The organism is Halorientalis persicus (genome assembly GCF_900110215.1).
Lineage (GTDB): Archaea > Halobacteriota > Halobacteria > Halobacteriales > Haloarculaceae > Halorientalis > Halorientalis persica.
Genome location: NZ_FOCX01000027.1, coordinates 1 through 14,460, shown reverse-complemented (window position 1 = coordinate 14,460; position 14,460 = coordinate 1). Strand labels below are relative to the sequence as shown.

At 64.7% G+C, this 14,460-nt stretch carries 16 protein-coding genes, 1 tRNA gene and 1 pseudogene; 12 read left to right on the top strand and 6 right to left on the bottom strand.

The window, feature by feature from the left end; all coding sequences use genetic code 11:
* Nucleotides 1-30 precede the first annotated feature (30 nt).
* The 3 genes from BMX17_RS19980 (at nucleotide 31) to sod (ending at nucleotide 4,010) form a co-directional block, all read left to right on the top strand.
* Nucleotides 31-1,455 (top strand): cryptochrome/photolyase family protein, encoded by a 1,425-nt coding sequence (locus BMX17_RS19980; protein WP_092663433.1) that lies wholly within the window; start codon nucleotides 31-33, stop codon nucleotides 1,453-1,455.
* A gap of 95 nt (nucleotides 1,456-1,550) precedes the next feature.
* Nucleotides 1,551-3,263, top strand: coding sequence for a sensor histidine kinase (locus tag BMX17_RS19975; protein ID WP_092663431.1), 1,713 nt, complete (start codon nucleotides 1,551-1,553; stop codon nucleotides 3,261-3,263).
* A gap of 135 nt (nucleotides 3,264-3,398) precedes the next feature.
* Complete coding sequence (sod, locus tag BMX17_RS19970) at nucleotides 3,399-4,010, top strand: superoxide dismutase (protein ID WP_092663429.1); 612 nt, start codon at nucleotides 3,399-3,401, stop codon at nucleotides 4,008-4,010.
* Nucleotides 4,011-4,133: 123 nt separating this feature from the next.
* Here the strand turns inward: sod and BMX17_RS19965 are convergent, their stop codons facing one another.
* Entirely contained in the window at nucleotides 4,134-5,318 is a 1,185-nt protein-coding gene (locus BMX17_RS19965) for an alpha-hydroxy-acid oxidizing protein (protein WP_092663427.1), read from the bottom strand.
* 129 nt (nucleotides 5,319-5,447) lie between these two features.
* On the opposite strand from BMX17_RS19965, the gene BMX17_RS19960 reads away from it, so the two are divergent.
* Both BMX17_RS19960 and BMX17_RS19955 read left to right on the top strand, forming a co-directional pair.
* On the top strand, nucleotides 5,448-5,762 hold the full coding sequence (locus BMX17_RS19960) for a DUF5827 family protein (protein ID WP_092663425.1): 315 nt from the start codon (nucleotides 5,448-5,450) through the stop codon (nucleotides 5,760-5,762).
* Entirely contained in the window at nucleotides 5,759-6,559 is an 801-nt protein-coding gene (locus BMX17_RS19955; protein WP_092663423.1) for an ATPase, read from the top strand. Before BMX17_RS19960 ends, BMX17_RS19955 begins: the two co-directional genes overlap by 4 nt.
* On the opposite strand, the gene BMX17_RS19950 is transcribed toward BMX17_RS19955, so the two are convergent.
* Nucleotides 6,560-7,138, bottom strand: a complete 579-nt coding sequence (locus BMX17_RS19950; RefSeq protein WP_092663421.1) for an MBL fold metallo-hydrolase — start codon at nucleotides 7,136-7,138, stop codon at nucleotides 6,560-6,562.
* Between the two features lie 160 nt (nucleotides 7,139-7,298).
* Here BMX17_RS19950 and BMX17_RS19945 point away from each other — a divergent pair, with 160 nt between their 5' ends.
* Both BMX17_RS19945 and BMX17_RS19940 read left to right on the top strand, forming a co-directional pair.
* Nucleotides 7,299-7,883, top strand: coding sequence for a HalX domain-containing protein (locus tag BMX17_RS19945; protein WP_092663419.1), 585 nt, complete (start codon nucleotides 7,299-7,301; stop codon nucleotides 7,881-7,883).
* Nucleotides 7,883-8,551: an RAD55 family ATPase gene (locus tag BMX17_RS19940; protein ID WP_092663416.1), complete on the top strand. Its 669-nt coding sequence runs from the start codon at nucleotides 7,883-7,885 to the stop codon at nucleotides 8,549-8,551. The genes BMX17_RS19945 and BMX17_RS19940 overlap by 1 nt, the downstream gene beginning before the upstream one ends.
* Here BMX17_RS19940 and BMX17_RS19935 read toward each other — a convergent pair.
* Nucleotides 8,548-8,886 carry a cupin domain-containing protein gene (locus BMX17_RS19935; RefSeq protein WP_092663414.1) on the bottom strand — a complete coding sequence of 113 codons (339 nt, stop codon included), beginning with the start codon at nucleotides 8,884-8,886 and terminating at the stop codon, nucleotides 8,548-8,550. The two genes, BMX17_RS19940 and BMX17_RS19935, sit on opposite strands and share 4 nt — an antisense overlap.
* Nucleotides 8,887-9,245: 359 nt before the next feature.
* Between BMX17_RS19935 and thyX the strand changes: the two genes are divergently transcribed.
* Entirely contained in the window at nucleotides 9,246-9,989 is a 744-nt protein-coding gene (gene thyX, locus BMX17_RS19930) for an FAD-dependent thymidylate synthase (protein WP_092663412.1), read from the top strand.
* 137 nt (nucleotides 9,990-10,126) lie between these two features.
* Nucleotides 10,127-11,338 (top strand): DUF7343 domain-containing protein, encoded by a 1,212-nt coding sequence (locus BMX17_RS19925; RefSeq protein WP_092663410.1) that lies wholly within the window; start codon nucleotides 10,127-10,129, stop codon nucleotides 11,336-11,338.
* A 60-nt stretch (nucleotides 11,339-11,398) separates the two neighbouring features.
* Here BMX17_RS19925 and BMX17_RS19920 read toward each other — a convergent pair whose 3' ends face one another.
* Nucleotides 11,399-12,040 (bottom strand): DUF6230 family protein, encoded by a 642-nt coding sequence (locus BMX17_RS19920; protein ID WP_092663408.1) that lies wholly within the window; start codon nucleotides 12,038-12,040, stop codon nucleotides 11,399-11,401.
* 507 nt (nucleotides 12,041-12,547) lie between these two features.
* Here BMX17_RS19920 and BMX17_RS19915 point away from each other — a divergent pair.
* Nucleotides 12,548-12,622, top strand: a tRNA-Glu gene (locus BMX17_RS19915).
* A 233-nt stretch (nucleotides 12,623-12,855) separates the two neighbouring features.
* On the opposite strand, the gene BMX17_RS19910 is transcribed toward BMX17_RS19915, so the two are convergent.
* Complete coding sequence (locus tag BMX17_RS19910) at nucleotides 12,856-13,305, bottom strand: universal stress protein (RefSeq protein WP_092663406.1); 450 nt, start codon at nucleotides 13,303-13,305, stop codon at nucleotides 12,856-12,858.
* Nucleotides 13,306-13,545: 240 nt separating this feature from the next.
* Here BMX17_RS19910 and BMX17_RS19905 point away from each other — a divergent pair, with 240 nt between their 5' ends.
* Nucleotides 13,546-13,809, top strand: coding sequence for an RPA12/RPB9/RPC11 RNA polymerase family protein (locus BMX17_RS19905; protein WP_244515066.1), 264 nt, complete (start codon nucleotides 13,546-13,548; stop codon nucleotides 13,807-13,809).
* 123 nt (nucleotides 13,810-13,932) lie between these two features.
* Here the strand turns inward: BMX17_RS19905 and BMX17_RS19900 are convergent, their stop codons facing one another.
* The gene (locus tag BMX17_RS19900; RefSeq protein ID WP_092663404.1) at nucleotides 13,933-14,124 is read right to left on the bottom strand and encodes a DUF5786 family protein; all 192 of its coding nucleotides are present in this window, start codon (nucleotides 14,122-14,124) and stop codon (nucleotides 13,933-13,935) included.
* A 67-nt stretch (nucleotides 14,125-14,191) separates the two neighbouring features.
* Here BMX17_RS19900 and BMX17_RS19895 point away from each other — a divergent pair.
* A pseudogene (locus BMX17_RS19895) lies at nucleotides 14,192-14,460 on the top strand (IS6 family transposase); the annotation flags it as partial.

Below are 14,460 nucleotides of genomic sequence, written 5' to 3'. Positions count from 1 at the left end.
CTTTTGAACGGGGCCACCCCTACAGGTTGTATGCGCATTCACTGGCACCGGCGGGACCTGCGGGGCGCTGACAACGCCGGCCTTCGGGCGGCCGCGACCGCCGCGGCCGACGACGATACCCCGGGTGTCGTGCCCGTGTTCGTCTTCGACCGTGACGTACTCGCCCACGCCGGGCCGCCCCGGGTCGCGTTCATGCTCGACGCGCTGACCTCGCTCAGAGAGTGGTACCGCGACCGCGGGAGCGACCTGCTCGTCCGGCAGGGCGATCCCCGCGAGGTCCTCCCGGCCCTCGCCGACGCATTCGACGCCGAGGGCGTCACCTGGTGCAAGGACTACTCCGGGCTGGCGACCGAACGCGACGCCGCGGTCCGGCAGGCCCTGGCCGACGCCGACGTGACACGCGAGAGCGTCCACGACGCCGTCTTCCACGAACCCGGCGCGATCACCACGAACGACGGTGATCCCTACCAGGTGTTCACCTACTTCTCGAAGAAGTGGCACGACCGACCGAAGCCCGATCCCTTCGACGCGCCCACCGGCGACGAGTTGGCCGACGTGTCCGACGACGAACCCCTCCCCACCCTCTCGGAGCTGGGTTTCGACGAGCCGGAGGCGGACGTACCGCCGGCCAGTCCCGCGGCCGCACGCGATCGACTCACCGACTTCTGTACCGACGGCATCTACCGCTACGGCGAGCGCCGCGACTACCCCGCCGACGACTGTACCGCCCGGCTCTCGGCTCACCTCAAGTGGGGTACCATCGGTATTCGCGAGGTGTACGAGGAGACAGAGGCCGCGAAGTTCGAGGTTCAGGAGGGAAGCGAGGCGGCCGAGTCGGTCGCGGAGTTCCAGGATCAACTGGCCTGGCGTGAGTTCTACACGCAGGTGCTCTTCTACAATCCCGAGGTGGTCACGGACAACTACAAGGAGTACGAGCGGGCGATCGACTGGCGCGACGATCCGGAGGCACTGCAGGCCTGGAAGGACGGCGAGACGGGCTACCCCATCGTCGACGCGGGGATGCGCCAGTTGCGCGAGGAGGCGTTCATGCACAACCGGGTGCGCATGATCGTCGCCTCCTTCCTGACGAAGGACCTCCTGCTGGACTGGCGACACGGCTACGACTGGTTCCGGAAGCAACTGGTCGATCACGACACGGCCAACGACAACGGGGGCTGGCAGTGGGCCGCCTCGACGGGGACCGACGCCCAGCCGTACTTCCGAATCTTCAACCCCACGACACAGGGGGAACGCTACGACCCGGAGGCAGAATACATCACGACGTACGTCCCGGAACTCCAGGGGGTCGATCCGGCGTCGATCCACGACTGGCACACTCTCTCGCCGACCCAGCGCCAGCAGGTCGCCCCGGACTATCCCGCACCCATCGTGGACCACGGTGAACGGCGCGAGCAGGCCATCGAGATGTTCGAGCGCGCTCGTGGCGACGCGTGAAACCGGGGTGCGGCGGAGCCGTCCGCGCGTGACCCGCGGACGCCACCGGTTGTCTTTATGTCGACAGACACACGAGGTACGCGGGAGTCGGGATTATGGCGGTCTCTCACGTCTCGTTCGTGCTCATCTGGGGGACGATCACAGCGTCCGCCGCGCTGACCCTGCTGGCGTTGCGACAGCGGCCCAAACCCGGCGCGACGCCGTTCGCGGCGATGATGGGCGCCGGCACGTGGTGGGTCGTCACCTCCGCGATCGGCCTCTTCACGCTCGATTCCGGCCGACGACTGCTCCTGCACAACCTGGAGTGGCTCGGCTCCGTCGTCCTCCCGCCAGCGTGGCTCGTCTTCGCCCTGGAGTACACGAGCCGCGAGGAGTACGTCTCGCGCCGGATGCTGGCACTGCTCGGGGTCGTTCCGATCGCGACGCTGCTCTTGCTGGCGACCAACGACGCACACCACCTGCTGTACGCCGATCGGGCCGTGCGGCGGTACGGCGACATCGCACTCGTCGACGCACAGCGGGGCCCCTGGTTCTGGATATTCATCACCTACGCGTACGCGCTGCTGGCGGCCGGGACCTTCCACGTGCTCCAGCTGGCGGTCAGCAGTCGGTCACTGTACCGGGGGCAGGCGGCCGCCCTGCTCGTGACCGTCCTCGCGCCGTGGGTCGGAAACGTCGTCTACGCCACCGAATACTTCCCGATCGTCCTGCTGACGGGCACGGACCTGTCGCTGACGAACTTCGACCCGACGCCGTTCATGTTCGTCATCTCCGGGGCGGCGGGACTGGCCGCCCTGTCGCAGTTCCGGTTTCTCGACGCCGTCCCGGTCTCCAGTCGGGTCGCCCGGGATTCGGTCGTCGAGAGCATGGACGACGGCGTGATCGTCGTCGATGACGACGACACGGTGATCGACTGCAATCCACGGGCCGCGGACATTCTGGACTGTTCGCGCGAGGACGCCGTCGAACAACCGGTGTCGGCGCTCCTGCCGGCATACTCGGAGCTGGAGGACGGAGCCACCGAGACCATCGAGATCGAGCAGCAAGACGGAGTTCGCTACTACGAACTCAGCGAGACCGATCTGGGATCGACGGTCGACGGCACGGACGGCCATATCGTCTCGATCCACGACGTGACCGACCGCCGCAACCGCGTCCAGCAACTGGACGTACTGAATCGCGTCCTCCGACACAATCTCCGCAACGAGATGAACGTCATCTACGGCTACGCCGACCGCCTCGACGACGGGGAGGCCGTCGACCGCATCCAGGAGAAGGCCATGCGCATGGTCACCCTCGGCGACAAGGCCCGGGAGATCGACCGCATCCTCGACGAGGAAGACGACGGCGACGACGAGCCGATTCCCCTCTCGCAGGTCGTCGACCTCGAAATCGACCGCGCACGGGAGACCTACCCGGAGGTGGCCTTCGAGGCATCGCCCCCCGAAGGAAACGCTGCCTGCGACCGACCGCTGGGAGCCGTCCTCCGGAACCTGCTGGAAAACGCCGCCGAACACAACGACAGCGACGAACCGTTTGTCCGGGTCGACGCCCGGATCGAGGGCGACGAAGCGATCGTCGACGTCGTCGACAACGGCCCCGGAATCCCCGCCGAGGAGCGGTCGGTCCTCCGAACGAAGGAGGAGACGCCGCTCCAGCACTCGAGCGGGCTGGGCCTGTGGCTCGTCTCCTGGGGCATCGAACGGCTCGGCGGAACGGTCACGATCGTCGAGTCCGACGAGTCGGGCACGACCATTCGGCTGGCAGTGCCGGTGATCGAAGCACCGGCCCCTGTGTCGAGCGAGTGACGACTGGCGTCGACCGCGTGGCACTCCGCCCTAGCCGCGAACGGTTACATATCGGCCGAATTTTGCACGATATCACCCGCCTTCTAAACCTTTAACAGGTAGCCAGCCGACTATCGTGCTGGAGGAGAATTACATATGCCCGAGAGATCTAACCCCGAACTGCCACCGCTTCCGTACGACTACGACGCGCTGGAGCCGTCGATCAGCGAACAGGTGCTCGAATGGCATCACGACACCCACCATCAGGGCTACGTGAACGGCCTCGAGAGCGCCGAGGAGACACTCGCAGAGAACCGCGAGAGCGGTGACTTCAGCGGCTCCGCGGCTGCCATGGGCAACGTGACCCACAACGGCTGTGGCCACTATCTGCACACGCTGTTCTGGGAGAACATGGACCCCAACGGCGGCGGCGAGCCGTCGGGTGAACTCGCCGACCGTATCGAGGAGGACTTCGGCTCCTACGAGGGCTGGAAGGGCGAGTTCAAGGCGGCCGCGTCGGCCGCTGGCGGCTGGGCGCTGCTGGTCTACGACCCCGTCGCGAAGCAGCTGCGAAACGTCCCGGTCGACAAGCACGACCAGGGCGCGCTCTGGGGTTCCCACCCGATCCTGGCGCTGGACGTCTGGGAGCACTCCTACTACTACGACTACGGCCCGGACCGCGGCAGCTTCATCGACGGGTTCTTCGACGTGGTCGACTGGGACAACGTCGCAGAACAGTACCAGCAGACCGTCTCGAAGCACGAGTAAGTCGCCAATCCACGCTTTTCTTTCGCCGCTCGACCCGTCAGCGGCAGGCTCGTCGCGAGAGCGGATCGCCGCGGGGCCGAACTGCGCGAGGCCGGGCTCGGGAGATCGCGAATCTGCCGGCGTTCAGTGCAACTCGGACTCGTGGCGGAGCCGGTCCCGGGTGATCTCGTCGACGGTGCGACAGCCCGACAGCCCCATCGTCAGGTCGAACTCCGCGATGAAGTTCCGCAGGTAGGTCTCGACGCCGTCGGCCCCGTCGACCGCCAGCGAGTAGGCGTAGGGTCGGCCGAGCAACACGGCGTCGGCACCCAGCGCGATGGCCTTGAACGCGTCGGATGCCCGCCGGACGCCGCTGTCGAACGTGATCGGCACTTCGCCGTCGACTTCCTCGGCGACGGCCGGCAGGGCCTCGATGGCCGAGATCGATCCGTCGACCTGGCGGCCGCCGTGGGTGGAGACACCGATGCCGTCCGCGCCGTGTTCGATGGCCAGCCGTGCGTCCTCGGGGTCGAGGATGCCCTTGATGAGGACCGGGAGGTCGGTGTTGTCGTGGACGAACTGGAGGTCTTCCCACGTGAGGCTGGAGTCGCCGAAGACGTCGAGGAAGTGCTCGACCGCCGCCGAGGGATCGTCCTCGGGCGGCTGATCGAGCTGAGAGCGGAACTCCGGATCGGAGAAGTAGTTGCCCACACCCTCGCCTTCGAGGAAGGGGTAGTAGCCGCGTTCGATCAGGCGCTCGCGCCAGCCCAGGATGGGCGCGTCGACGGTGACGACGATAGCGTCGTAGCCGGCCTGCTCGGCACGGTCGAGGAAGCTCTTGGCGATGGCGTCGTCCGAGGACCAGTAGAACTGGAACATCTTCGGCGTGTCGCCCAGCGCCTCGGCCACGTCCTCCATCGGTTCCGTCGAGAGCGAGCTGAGGATGAGCGGCACGTCCATCTCGGCGGCCCCCTGTGCCGTGCCGATCTCCGCCGAGTCGTGGAGCAACGACTGGACGCCCAGTGGCGTCAGCGCGATCGGCACGTCGAAGTCGACGCCGGCGATCTCCGTCGAGAGGTCGCGTGACTCGACGCCCCGGAGCATCTTGGGGACGATCCGCCACGGCGAGAAGTCCTTGTTTCGCTCGAAGGTCTCGTCGCTTCCCGCGCCGCCGTGGACGTAGGCACGGCCCTCCTCGCTCATGGCCGCGTGGGCGGCCTTCCGGAGGTCCGCGTAAGAGACCGGGAAGTCCGTGGTCTCGTCCTCCAACATCCCGCGGCGATAGATGTCGTTGACGCGGTCGTCGCCGAATCGGTCGGAGTCTGGCATACACCCCCGAAACAGCGCCGTCTCAATACCAGTTTCGGCTGATTGCACACCACGGACCACGGATCGAAGCGGCGTGGATCGCCGGCCCAGTTCCGGGGGGTTTAGGCCCGTCGGTGCGAACCAGCGAGTATGCCCGTTCCGAAATCCGAATTCGACGATCTGCGGTCTCTGGAGTTCCGCGATCCCGACGAAGTGCTCGACGACGACGAGATGTACACCGTCTACGAAATCGCCCGCCTGTTCCAGGGCCTGGAACCGGGGCAGGAACTCGACCCGGCCACCGAGGATATCCTGCTCGACTGGACCATCCCGTGGATGCTCGACAACAGCGAGGCCTTCGTGTTCGCCGAGCCAGCCGACGACGACGAGCCCGGCCACTACGGGCTGGCGACCGGTGAGACGCCCGCCGGCGAAACTGACGGGGCAGACGCCGACGGCGAATGAAACTGCTCGTCGCTGGCGCGGATCGGGTCGACGCCGGCAAGACCACCTTCACCGTCGGTCTACTCGATCACCTCGACGCGGTTGGATTCAAGCCGCGTGCCGGCAACGACCACTGGTTCCACCACGACGACTACCGCCACGCCGTCGAGCAGGGCCGCCTGTTCGGGAAGGATGCCAAGCGCCTGGCCGCGGCCAGCCCCGGAGATCTCGATCCGGAGGATATCAACCCGATCCACCGGCTCTGGCGGCCGTCACCGGGCGAGGGGGCGGGAATGCTCGGCCAGACTGACCGGGAGTTCGTCGTCGACCGCGTGGCCGAGAACTACGTCGTCAACGACACCGTCGAAATCCCGGCGGAAGTCCGGAAGTGCCTCCCGCTGGAGGAAGCGGTGCACGTCTCGTCGCTCCCCGAACTGAACGAGATCATGGGGAACCTCCATCTGGTCGCGCTGGACGGCATCGCCCGGCGAATCGAGGAGCGAGAGCGTGCCGTGGTCGAGTCCTACGGCGACGTGGCCCGACCGCTCCGTGAGTTCGAACCCGACGCCGTGGCCGTCGTGGAACCGGCCCGCGTTCGGATCTACGAGGGCCAGCGGTATCGGAAGGCCTGTTCGATCACCAGTGGCGGACCCGAGGAGGGACAACTGGAGGAACGCGTGCCGGGTGTCGTCGACCTGATCGATCCGGTGGGGTCGGCACCGCTCCCAGCGCTGTCGAGCGATGAACGGGAGGACCCGTCCGCGGTGGCGAGCGCCTACGAGCGCGGGTACGAGGAACTGCTGGCTACGGCGGAGTAGTCAGCCCATCCGGGCGGCCTGCGCGGCGAGTTCGATGTCCTGGTAGGGGTTGGTCTGGACGCTGGGGCCGTGACCGGTGTGCATCTCACCGAGGGTTTCGGGAACGACCGAGCGGACGCGTTCGATACTGTCGATGAGAACCTCGCGATTCCCCTCGGCGAGGTCGGTACGGCCGAAGCCACCGTTGGCGAAGATCAGGTCGCCGGCGAACAGCGTGCTGGCGGTCTCCGAGTAAAAGCAGAGGTGGTCGTCCTTGTGGCCAGGGGTGTGGAGCGCGCGGTAGTCGTGGTCGCCCAGCGTCACGGTTCCCTCGTCGTCGATGGCGTGGTCGACGCCGGACTGGTTCGTGTCGTAGCCCCAGACGTCCACGTCGAACGCGGCGACGATGTCCGGGAGGTTACCGACGTGGTCGGGGTGGGTGTGTGTCATCACGAGGGCGTCCACGTCGTCGACGTGTTCGCGGGCCGCGTCGACGACGTCGAACTCGTTGCCGGCGTCGACGATCACTGTGCGCTCGCCGTCCACGAGGAAGACGTTGCTCGTGAACGCGCGGACGCCACGAGCGAGGTTGACGATCATATCCCCGGTTCTGCGAGCGGCGGCTTTTGCGTGTCGCTTCAGGCTGACACGACCTGACAGGCGTCTGGTTGGTCTACGGAGAGCCACGGATCGGTATCAGGTGTGAGTATCGACCCACAGGGCTATGTATGAGGAATGGTAAGTGCGTACAAGAGCGCAGATGACTGATTCAGCAGCACCTGTCGTGCTCATCGTCGAGGACGAGCCCGACGTCGCCGAGACCTACAATCTCTGGCTCGCCGACGACTACGAGGTGCGGATCGCGGGGGACGGTGACGAGGGGCTCGACAAACTCGACGAGGAGGTAGACGTGGTTCTGCTCGACCGGATGATGCCAGGGCTGTCGGGCGACGAGGTGCTCGAACGCATTCGGGAGCGGGAGTTGGGCTGTCGGGTGGCGATGGTGACGGCCGTCGAACCCGACTTCGACATTCTGGAGATGGGGTTCGACGCCTATCTCAGCAAACCGATCAGGAGCGAGGAGCTCATCGAGACCGTCGAGAAACTCCTCGAACGATCGACCTACGACCGCCTGCTCCAGAAGTACTACGCACTGGTGGAGAAGCAGGCCACGCTGGAGACGGCAAAGAGTGGCGCGGAACTGGCAGAGAGCGACGAATACGCACAGTTACAGAACCGGATCGCCGACCTGCAGGACGGACTCTCTCAGACGATGGGCGGTGTCGAGGACGACGCCGACTTCATCACGGCGATTCAGCAGATCGGCGGGAGTGAGGATACGTAATGTACGACCTATCATCTGTTCTGGAAACTGAGGCAGTGTCGGAGGTCCGCCCGGGAACCAGCATCCTGATCGCTGGCCCGGCGATGACCGGGAAAGAGAGCCTCGCGATGGAGATCCTGGCCGAGGGGTCGCGAAACGACGACGGCGCACTCGTCGTCTCGACGAGCGACAGCGCAGAGACCATCGTCGAGGACTACCGCGACCGCGTCGCCGGCGTCAACAACCTTCAGCTGGGCGTCGTCGACTGCCGTGCCGAGGGATCGGGTGGCGGCCTCGCCGACGGCGACACCCCGCCCGGCCTGTACGTTCACAAGGTCTCCTCACCTGGGGACCTGACCGGCATCGGGATCGGGATCACGAAGTGTCTGGAAGCGCTCCACGGTGCGGGCGCTGAAGAAGGCCGGATGGCCCTCATCTCGCTGTCGACGATGCTCACCTACACGAACCGCGAGACCGTATTCAAGTTCTGTCACGTCCTCTCCTCGCGGCTGGACGCCGCGGGCTACATCGGCGTGTTCACCATCGACAGCGGTGCCCACGACGACCAGACCCTCCAGGTCATCAAACAGGCCTTCGACGGCCTGATCGAGGTCCGCGACGGCGAGGCCGGCCGCGAGGCCCGCGTCATGGGGCTGACCGACGGTCCCACGGACTGGACGGACCTCTAGATCGGCGCGCCGACGAGCACCAGCCGCGCCAGCTCGTCGCTCTCGTTTCTGATCTGGCGGCGCTGGTCCGGATCGACCCGGACCGCTTCGTCCTCGCTCAGCGTCACCGTCTCGCCGTCGAACTCGACGACGACCGCACCGTCGACGACGCAGTAGACCTCTTCCTGGCCGTCCTCGCCGTGGTCGTGTGGCTTGCCTTTCGAGCCGGGTTCCAGTCGCATCACGGTCACGCCCACCTCGTCGGTGTTCAGCGCTTCCTTCAGGAACCACATCCCGCCGTACTCGTCGTCGATCACTGATTCCACGTCCTCGGTTGAAGCTTTCTGGTAGCCCATGTCGGAATCAACGACTGCTATCGACAAGAACCCAGTGACGTTGCCTGGGGGTGAATTTATCAGTAAAACCGGGACGAGACACGGTATGGGAACCGATTGTCCGAACTGTGGTGAACCTTTCCAGCGACTGGCACAGCACTGGGTGATGATTCATCGACTCTTCGATTCGACGCCGGTTTCACCCTCGTTCCGGCACGGGAGAGTGATGTTGACAGCCGATGGAACCGAGGTTTTCTTCGAGTCCATCGGTGAACCGGTCCCGGGGTAGGAGTACAAGTTCGTTACCGAGGGAAAGAGACAGTACGAGAAAGCGAAGGAAGCGTTTTATCGGAGGCAGACCACGACCAACACAAGTTGACATGGAAGTCGAACTAATCGAAGCCACGCAGGACCCGGAGCGTCTCATCTGCAAGGGCGCGCGCAACGACTACATGGAGGAGTTCGTCGAGGATCAGACGTTCGAAGAGATCATGGCGACGGTTGAGGGAGAGACCACCGAAGGCAAGATGGAGACCCTGATCGGCCACCTGATGGACCACGGCCACTTCGGCCCCTTCGAACATCCGCAGGCCACCTTCGCGGTGAAGGGGATCAGCCGCTCCTGTATGGCACAGATCACCCGACACCGACACGTCTCGTTCGACGTTCGCTCGATGCGGTACGTCTCCTTCGACGACGTGGACCCGGACGACGTGCGTGACGGCGAGCTGGTCGTCACCCCGCCGTCGGCGACCGATCCAGACTGGGTCGGTCGCAACCAGCAGAGCGGCGCGGTGGGCGAGGAGACTGCCGACAAGCGCGAGGAAGTGTTTCGGGAGGCCGTCGGTGACGCGGTCGAGTCGTATCAGGAACTGCTCGACCTCGGGATGCCGCCCGAGGACGCCCGGTTCGTCCTCCCCATCGGCACCGAGGTCAACATGGTCATGTCGATGAACGTCCGGATGTTGATGCACGTAGCGGATATGCGGGCGGCGGCGGATGCCCAGTGGGAGATACGGGAACTGACCGAGAGCATCCTCGACCTGGCGTCCGACTGGTGCCCGATCACATTCGAGTACTACGACGAGCACATGAAAAACCGGAAAAACCGGCTGGCTCCCTGAGGACGTGGACCGCAGCCCGAAGCCGGGCCGTGATCGGCTAACCACCGGAAAGCGGTGGGTCTACTGACGTGTCGGTACCGTCGAAGTTGGGTCAGACACAGTGTTTTTATGCAGTGCGGGGGTTCTTTCTCCACTAGATGTCTCGTCCGCTCTCGTTCGCTTTCGTCTGTCTCCTGCTGGCCGGGGGCGTCCTCGGACAGGGTGTGGTCGCCGCTCCGTCGGGGGGCGGTGGGGCGACCGCCGTCGACGGCGCTGGGACACAGGCCGACGACGGGCGGGCCCTCGCGACGCCACAGCAGTTCGAGTCGACGCGGTTCGTCGTCACCGTGTACGCGAACGGTACGGCGCGGTGGACGTTCAAGCACTTCACCGGTGTCCTGCAGAACAGCACCCAGCAAGCGAACTTCCAGGAGTACGCCGAAACCTTCGAGACCCAGGAGACCGACCTCTGGCGGAACTTTCAGCAGAGCGCGCGAGGGCTGACGGCGGCCGGCAGCGACGCGACCAACCGGAACATGACCGCCGTGAACTTCCGGCGGACGGCCGGGCTGAACCCGCAGGGCAACACCGGCGTCGTCGAGATGTCGTTCCTGTGGACGAACTTCGCGCAGGTGGCCGACGACAGCGTGACCGTCGGCGACGTGTTCCAGGGCGAGTTCTACGTCGGGGAGACGCAACGACTCGTCTTCGAGGCCGGCCCCGACCTCTCCTTGCTGACGGACCGGACAGCCCCCCGACCCGACAGCACGAGCAGCGGCGACACGGCGTCCGTCAGCTGGGCCGGCCCGCAGTCGTTCGCCGACGACAACCCACAGGTCGTGTTCACGACCGGCGAGCCGAGCACGCTCGGTAACGGCGGCGGGGTGGCGACGACCACGGACACCCCAGAGCAGGTCTCGAACGAGGGCAGTGGCCTCCTGCCGCTCGTTCTCGTTGGCGTGTTGGTCGTCGCCGTCGGTGTCGGCGCGGGCATCGCCTGGCGGACGGGGATGTTCGGGTCGGCGACGACCGAACCGGACGACACGGACGGCCCGGCCGCCGGTGCCACGGCAGAGCCCGAGACCGAGGATACGGCCGGGACCGAACCGGAACCGGAGTCACCGGTCCCCGACGAGGAGTTGCTGACCGACGAGGATCGGGTGCTCTCACTGCTCGAAGACAACGGCGGGCGGATGAAACAGGCCAACATCGTCGACGAGACCGGCTGGTCGAAGTCGAAAGTCAGTATGCTCCTCTCGGACATGGAAGACGACGAGTACATCAGCAAGCTACGCGTCGGACGCGAGAACATCATCAGCCTCAAAGGCCACGAACCGGACGCTGCCGGGTCGCCGTTCGACGACGAGTGAGCGGGACCGACGGGGCCAGTCCCACGACCCGCGCGAACGGGACGCCTCGCGACCGGTGAGCTAGCCGAACTCGTACTCGCCGTCGCCGTCGGCGTCGTACTGCACGCGCAGTTCCATGTCCGGCAGGGTGATCTGGTTGGTCGCCAGATAGGTCGCGTGAATCTCGACGTCGGTCATCTCGATCCCGGGATTCTCACCGCCATCGATGTCGACCGTCTTTCCCTCGACCGGCTCGGATGGGGCCGTCACCTGAAACGTCTCGGTGATATCCTCGGAGTCGGAGCCAGTCATCCGGAGCCCGCTGAAACTCGCCTCGCTCGCGTTCAATCCCGGGGATCGAATGAGAATCTGATCGGTCTCGACGGTGCCACCGGACTCGATCAGGATCCGGGCAGTCCCGTCGAGGGTGTCCAGCGACACGCCGCCGAGGTCGATGGTCTTGACGAGTCGCATCCCTTCGATGCGGTTGGCCTGGAGTTCCATGATCGCCTGCGGCGCGTCAGATCCCTGGTCCCGCTCGACCACGTCGGGGTAGAGGACCAGGTCGTCGCCCTCGATGCTGTCGGCCTCGATGGTGAATCCGCCGATACCCGCGATCGGGACAGCCAGTCCCGTCCCGGTACTCAGAAAGAGCAGGCCGATGACCGCGACCACGCCCAGGGAGACGCCGGTACTCTTTGCCAGTAGTGATTTGTCGTACATAGTGTTCCCTTTCGTGGTTGCCTCGTCGGCCACGCAGCGTCACAGGCTCCACCGCCCGTCGAGAATCGCACCGCTCGACGGTGGCGGTCCGCCCCAGGAGTCGCCGACCCCCTCGACTGGCCGATCCTCACTCGGCCGTCCCACGCCACAACCACCTGTATCCCTACGTGAGTGTCCAGTGTGAGCATTTTCGCGTGAAACGGGCCGATCAGTCGGCGCTTACCCACGAACTGGGTCCCGACGCGGGCCGAACGGCTCCACCACGGTACCGACCGGTTTCCCGTTCACTCCGGATACCCCCTGGATTCGGACTGCGACCGGTAGTACCCGGCAGGAAGACGGCATTCGAACACGGTTCGCGCCGACGCTTTGCTGTGGGCCTGTGCCGACGGACGGTTGGTATCCCGGACCACGGTGGTCCGAAAACGGAACTGTTAAACACAACTCGCGGTTACCGTGGAGTAGACGCGCCGAGGGCGTGCGGGATGCCCGAAGCCGATAACGCGCGCTCCGATGGTGTAGTCCGGCCAATCATATTGCCCTCTCACGGCAATGACCAGGGTTCGAATCCCTGTCGGAGCATCCTTCCCCTTCCGCAGTCTTGCGATTTCTTGGCCTGTCCGAACCCGAGGTAAACGCAATCTCGAAGGCAATTACACCCTACCCGAAAACCACCCCGCCGCCGTCCGGCGGTTTCCAAAGTGGACAGGCAATCCGATCATCTCGTGGTCACGTCTCTGGGGCCCGACGAGATATGCAGTACACTGTCACGGCTTGCCCCACATCTGTGACGGTCGCTACCGGCCAGACTGTCGCTACTCGGTGACTTCGGTCTTCACGACAGTCGCCGGGCGGGTGGTCAGTCGGAGGACGCGGTCGGTAACACTCCCGAGTAGCGCGCGATATTCTTCGGGTCGACGTTTGGTGCCGAGTACGAGTAGGTCCGTGTCGTGATCGTCGGCGTAGGAGACGATGGCCTCGGCGGGGCGACCGTGTTGCAACGCCGTCTCGATGTCGACGCCGGCATCCGATGCCCGGCTTCGGAGCGCCGACAGTGTCTCCTCACCGTGTTCTTCGAGACCGTGTTCGGGGCCTTCGGCTTCGTCGACGTACTCGTCGCCGCTGTAGGCAGTCACGACGTCCTCGTCGACGACGTAGAGGACGTGAAGGACGGCGTCATGCGTGGCTGCGAGGTCGAGCGCGTGCGCTTCAGCCTGTTCAGACGCAACCGAACCGTCCGTCGAAAGTAGGATCCGATCGTACATTCAGGTTGACGTTATCGCGGAATGCTATTAAATCGGAGTCTGTTTCTCAGCGCTCGGGAACCTGACGAACCTGCCCGCTGGGTTGTCGAGCCATCGATAACTAAGCGCAGTTAGCATGAGGAGTTGCCTGAAATCGACGGATCGGAAGTTAACACAGATATCCGACGCCCGTATATGCTACACTAAATACAATTCTGTGGCGAGTGTGGTTCGCTGATGCACACAGAGGGGGACAGGTAGGTGTGTCGATCCTGTGAGAACGAGGAGCCGCGGGACTCGCAGGCGGAAGCGGCGATGACGACCCAGGATGGACAGGGGGACGACGGGGCACCGGACGTGGCCGACGCGACCCAGGACACCACCGAGACGATGGAGGAGCCCTGCCCGGCGGCTGACTGCGACAGCGACTGGGCCTACTACGAGATGCTGCCGAAGCCGGGCGGCTCCTACGAGGTTCGGCTGTTCACCTGCGACGAGTGCGGCCACAAGTGGCGCGAGTCCTGACGGCGCATCTCGCGACCCCCGCCGCGTACAGATGTCCAGACCGCCAGATCAGACTCTCGAGTAACCGCTTGTCCGATGTGTCAGCCCTAAACAGAGGGAAAGATCTGCGTCCGAGGATGAGACTCACTCGGTCGTTTCAGTGTGGTCTTTGATTTTCTGTAGTTCGTCGAGAAGCGTATCGGTCGACGCATCGATCTCGTATTCGACGTCGCCGTCGTGTTCGTGTTCGTGAACGCTGACGCTTTCGGAATCGCCATCGTCTGTTTCGATCTCCTGGTTCCGTTGTTCCGACTCATCGTAGCTCCCAAAACCCATACAGTATTACACACGGCGGTGTTCAGATAAGATTGAAAAGTGAGGCGGGAGCGGTTTTTAGTGCTCTATGCCAAAAACCGACCGCCTCAACGGCTGTTTAGACCAGATCGAGTTAGAGTTTGTGGAGCGAGAAGCGACACCGCGACTGCTGATGAAACTCAGTATTCAGTTACATCTGGCTGGTCTATCGCTATCGAATACTGTTTCGTTTCTTGAGGTATTCGGTGTCCACCGCGCACGATCCACCGTTCATAACTGGGTTCACAAGGCCGATCTACAGCCCCAAGACGGACGCCAACCGGATCACGTTGCGGTTGACGAAACTGTGATCCAACT

Bases quoted from the DNA above. Each gene is read 5' to 3' on its own strand.
- BMX17_RS19950 (WP_092663421.1), bottom strand. From the start codon at position 7,138: ATGATCGTCAACCTCGCTCGTGGCGTCCGCGCGTTCACGAGCAACGTC.
- BMX17_RS19940 (WP_092663416.1), top strand. From the start codon at position 7,883: ATGTACGACCTATCATCTGTTCTGGAAACTGAGGCAGTGTCGGAGGTC.
- BMX17_RS19935 (WP_092663414.1), bottom strand. From the start codon at position 8,886: ATGGGCTACCAGAAAGCTTCAACCGAGGACGTGGAATCAGTGATCGAC.
- thyX (WP_092663412.1), top strand. From the start codon at position 9,246: ATGGAAGTCGAACTAATCGAAGCCACGCAGGACCCGGAGCGTCTCATC.
- BMX17_RS19925 (WP_092663410.1), top strand. From the start codon at position 10,127: ATGTCTCGTCCGCTCTCGTTCGCTTTCGTCTGTCTCCTGCTGGCCGGG.
- BMX17_RS19945 (WP_092663419.1), top strand. From the start codon at position 7,299: ATGACTGATTCAGCAGCACCTGTCGTGCTCATCGTCGAGGACGAGCCC.
- BMX17_RS19960 (WP_092663425.1), top strand. From the start codon at position 5,448: ATGCCCGTTCCGAAATCCGAATTCGACGATCTGCGGTCTCTGGAGTTC.
- BMX17_RS19980 (WP_092663433.1), top strand. From the start codon at position 31: ATGCGCATTCACTGGCACCGGCGGGACCTGCGGGGCGCTGACAACGCC.
- BMX17_RS19910 (WP_092663406.1), bottom strand. From the start codon at position 13,305: ATGTACGATCGGATCCTACTTTCGACGGACGGTTCGGTTGCGTCTGAA.
- BMX17_RS19900 (WP_092663404.1), bottom strand. From the start codon at position 14,124: ATGGGTTTTGGGAGCTACGATGAGTCGGAACAACGGAACCAGGAGATC.
- BMX17_RS19920 (WP_092663408.1), bottom strand. From the start codon at position 12,040: ATGTACGACAAATCACTACTGGCAAAGAGTACCGGCGTCTCCCTGGGC.
- BMX17_RS19965 (WP_092663427.1), bottom strand. From the start codon at position 5,318: ATGCCAGACTCCGACCGATTCGGCGACGACCGCGTCAACGACATCTAT.
- BMX17_RS19975 (WP_092663431.1), top strand. From the start codon at position 1,551: ATGGCGGTCTCTCACGTCTCGTTCGTGCTCATCTGGGGGACGATCACA.
- BMX17_RS19955 (WP_092663423.1), top strand. From the start codon at position 5,759: ATGAAACTGCTCGTCGCTGGCGCGGATCGGGTCGACGCCGGCAAGACC.
- sod (WP_092663429.1), top strand. From the start codon at position 3,399: ATGCCCGAGAGATCTAACCCCGAACTGCCACCGCTTCCGTACGACTAC.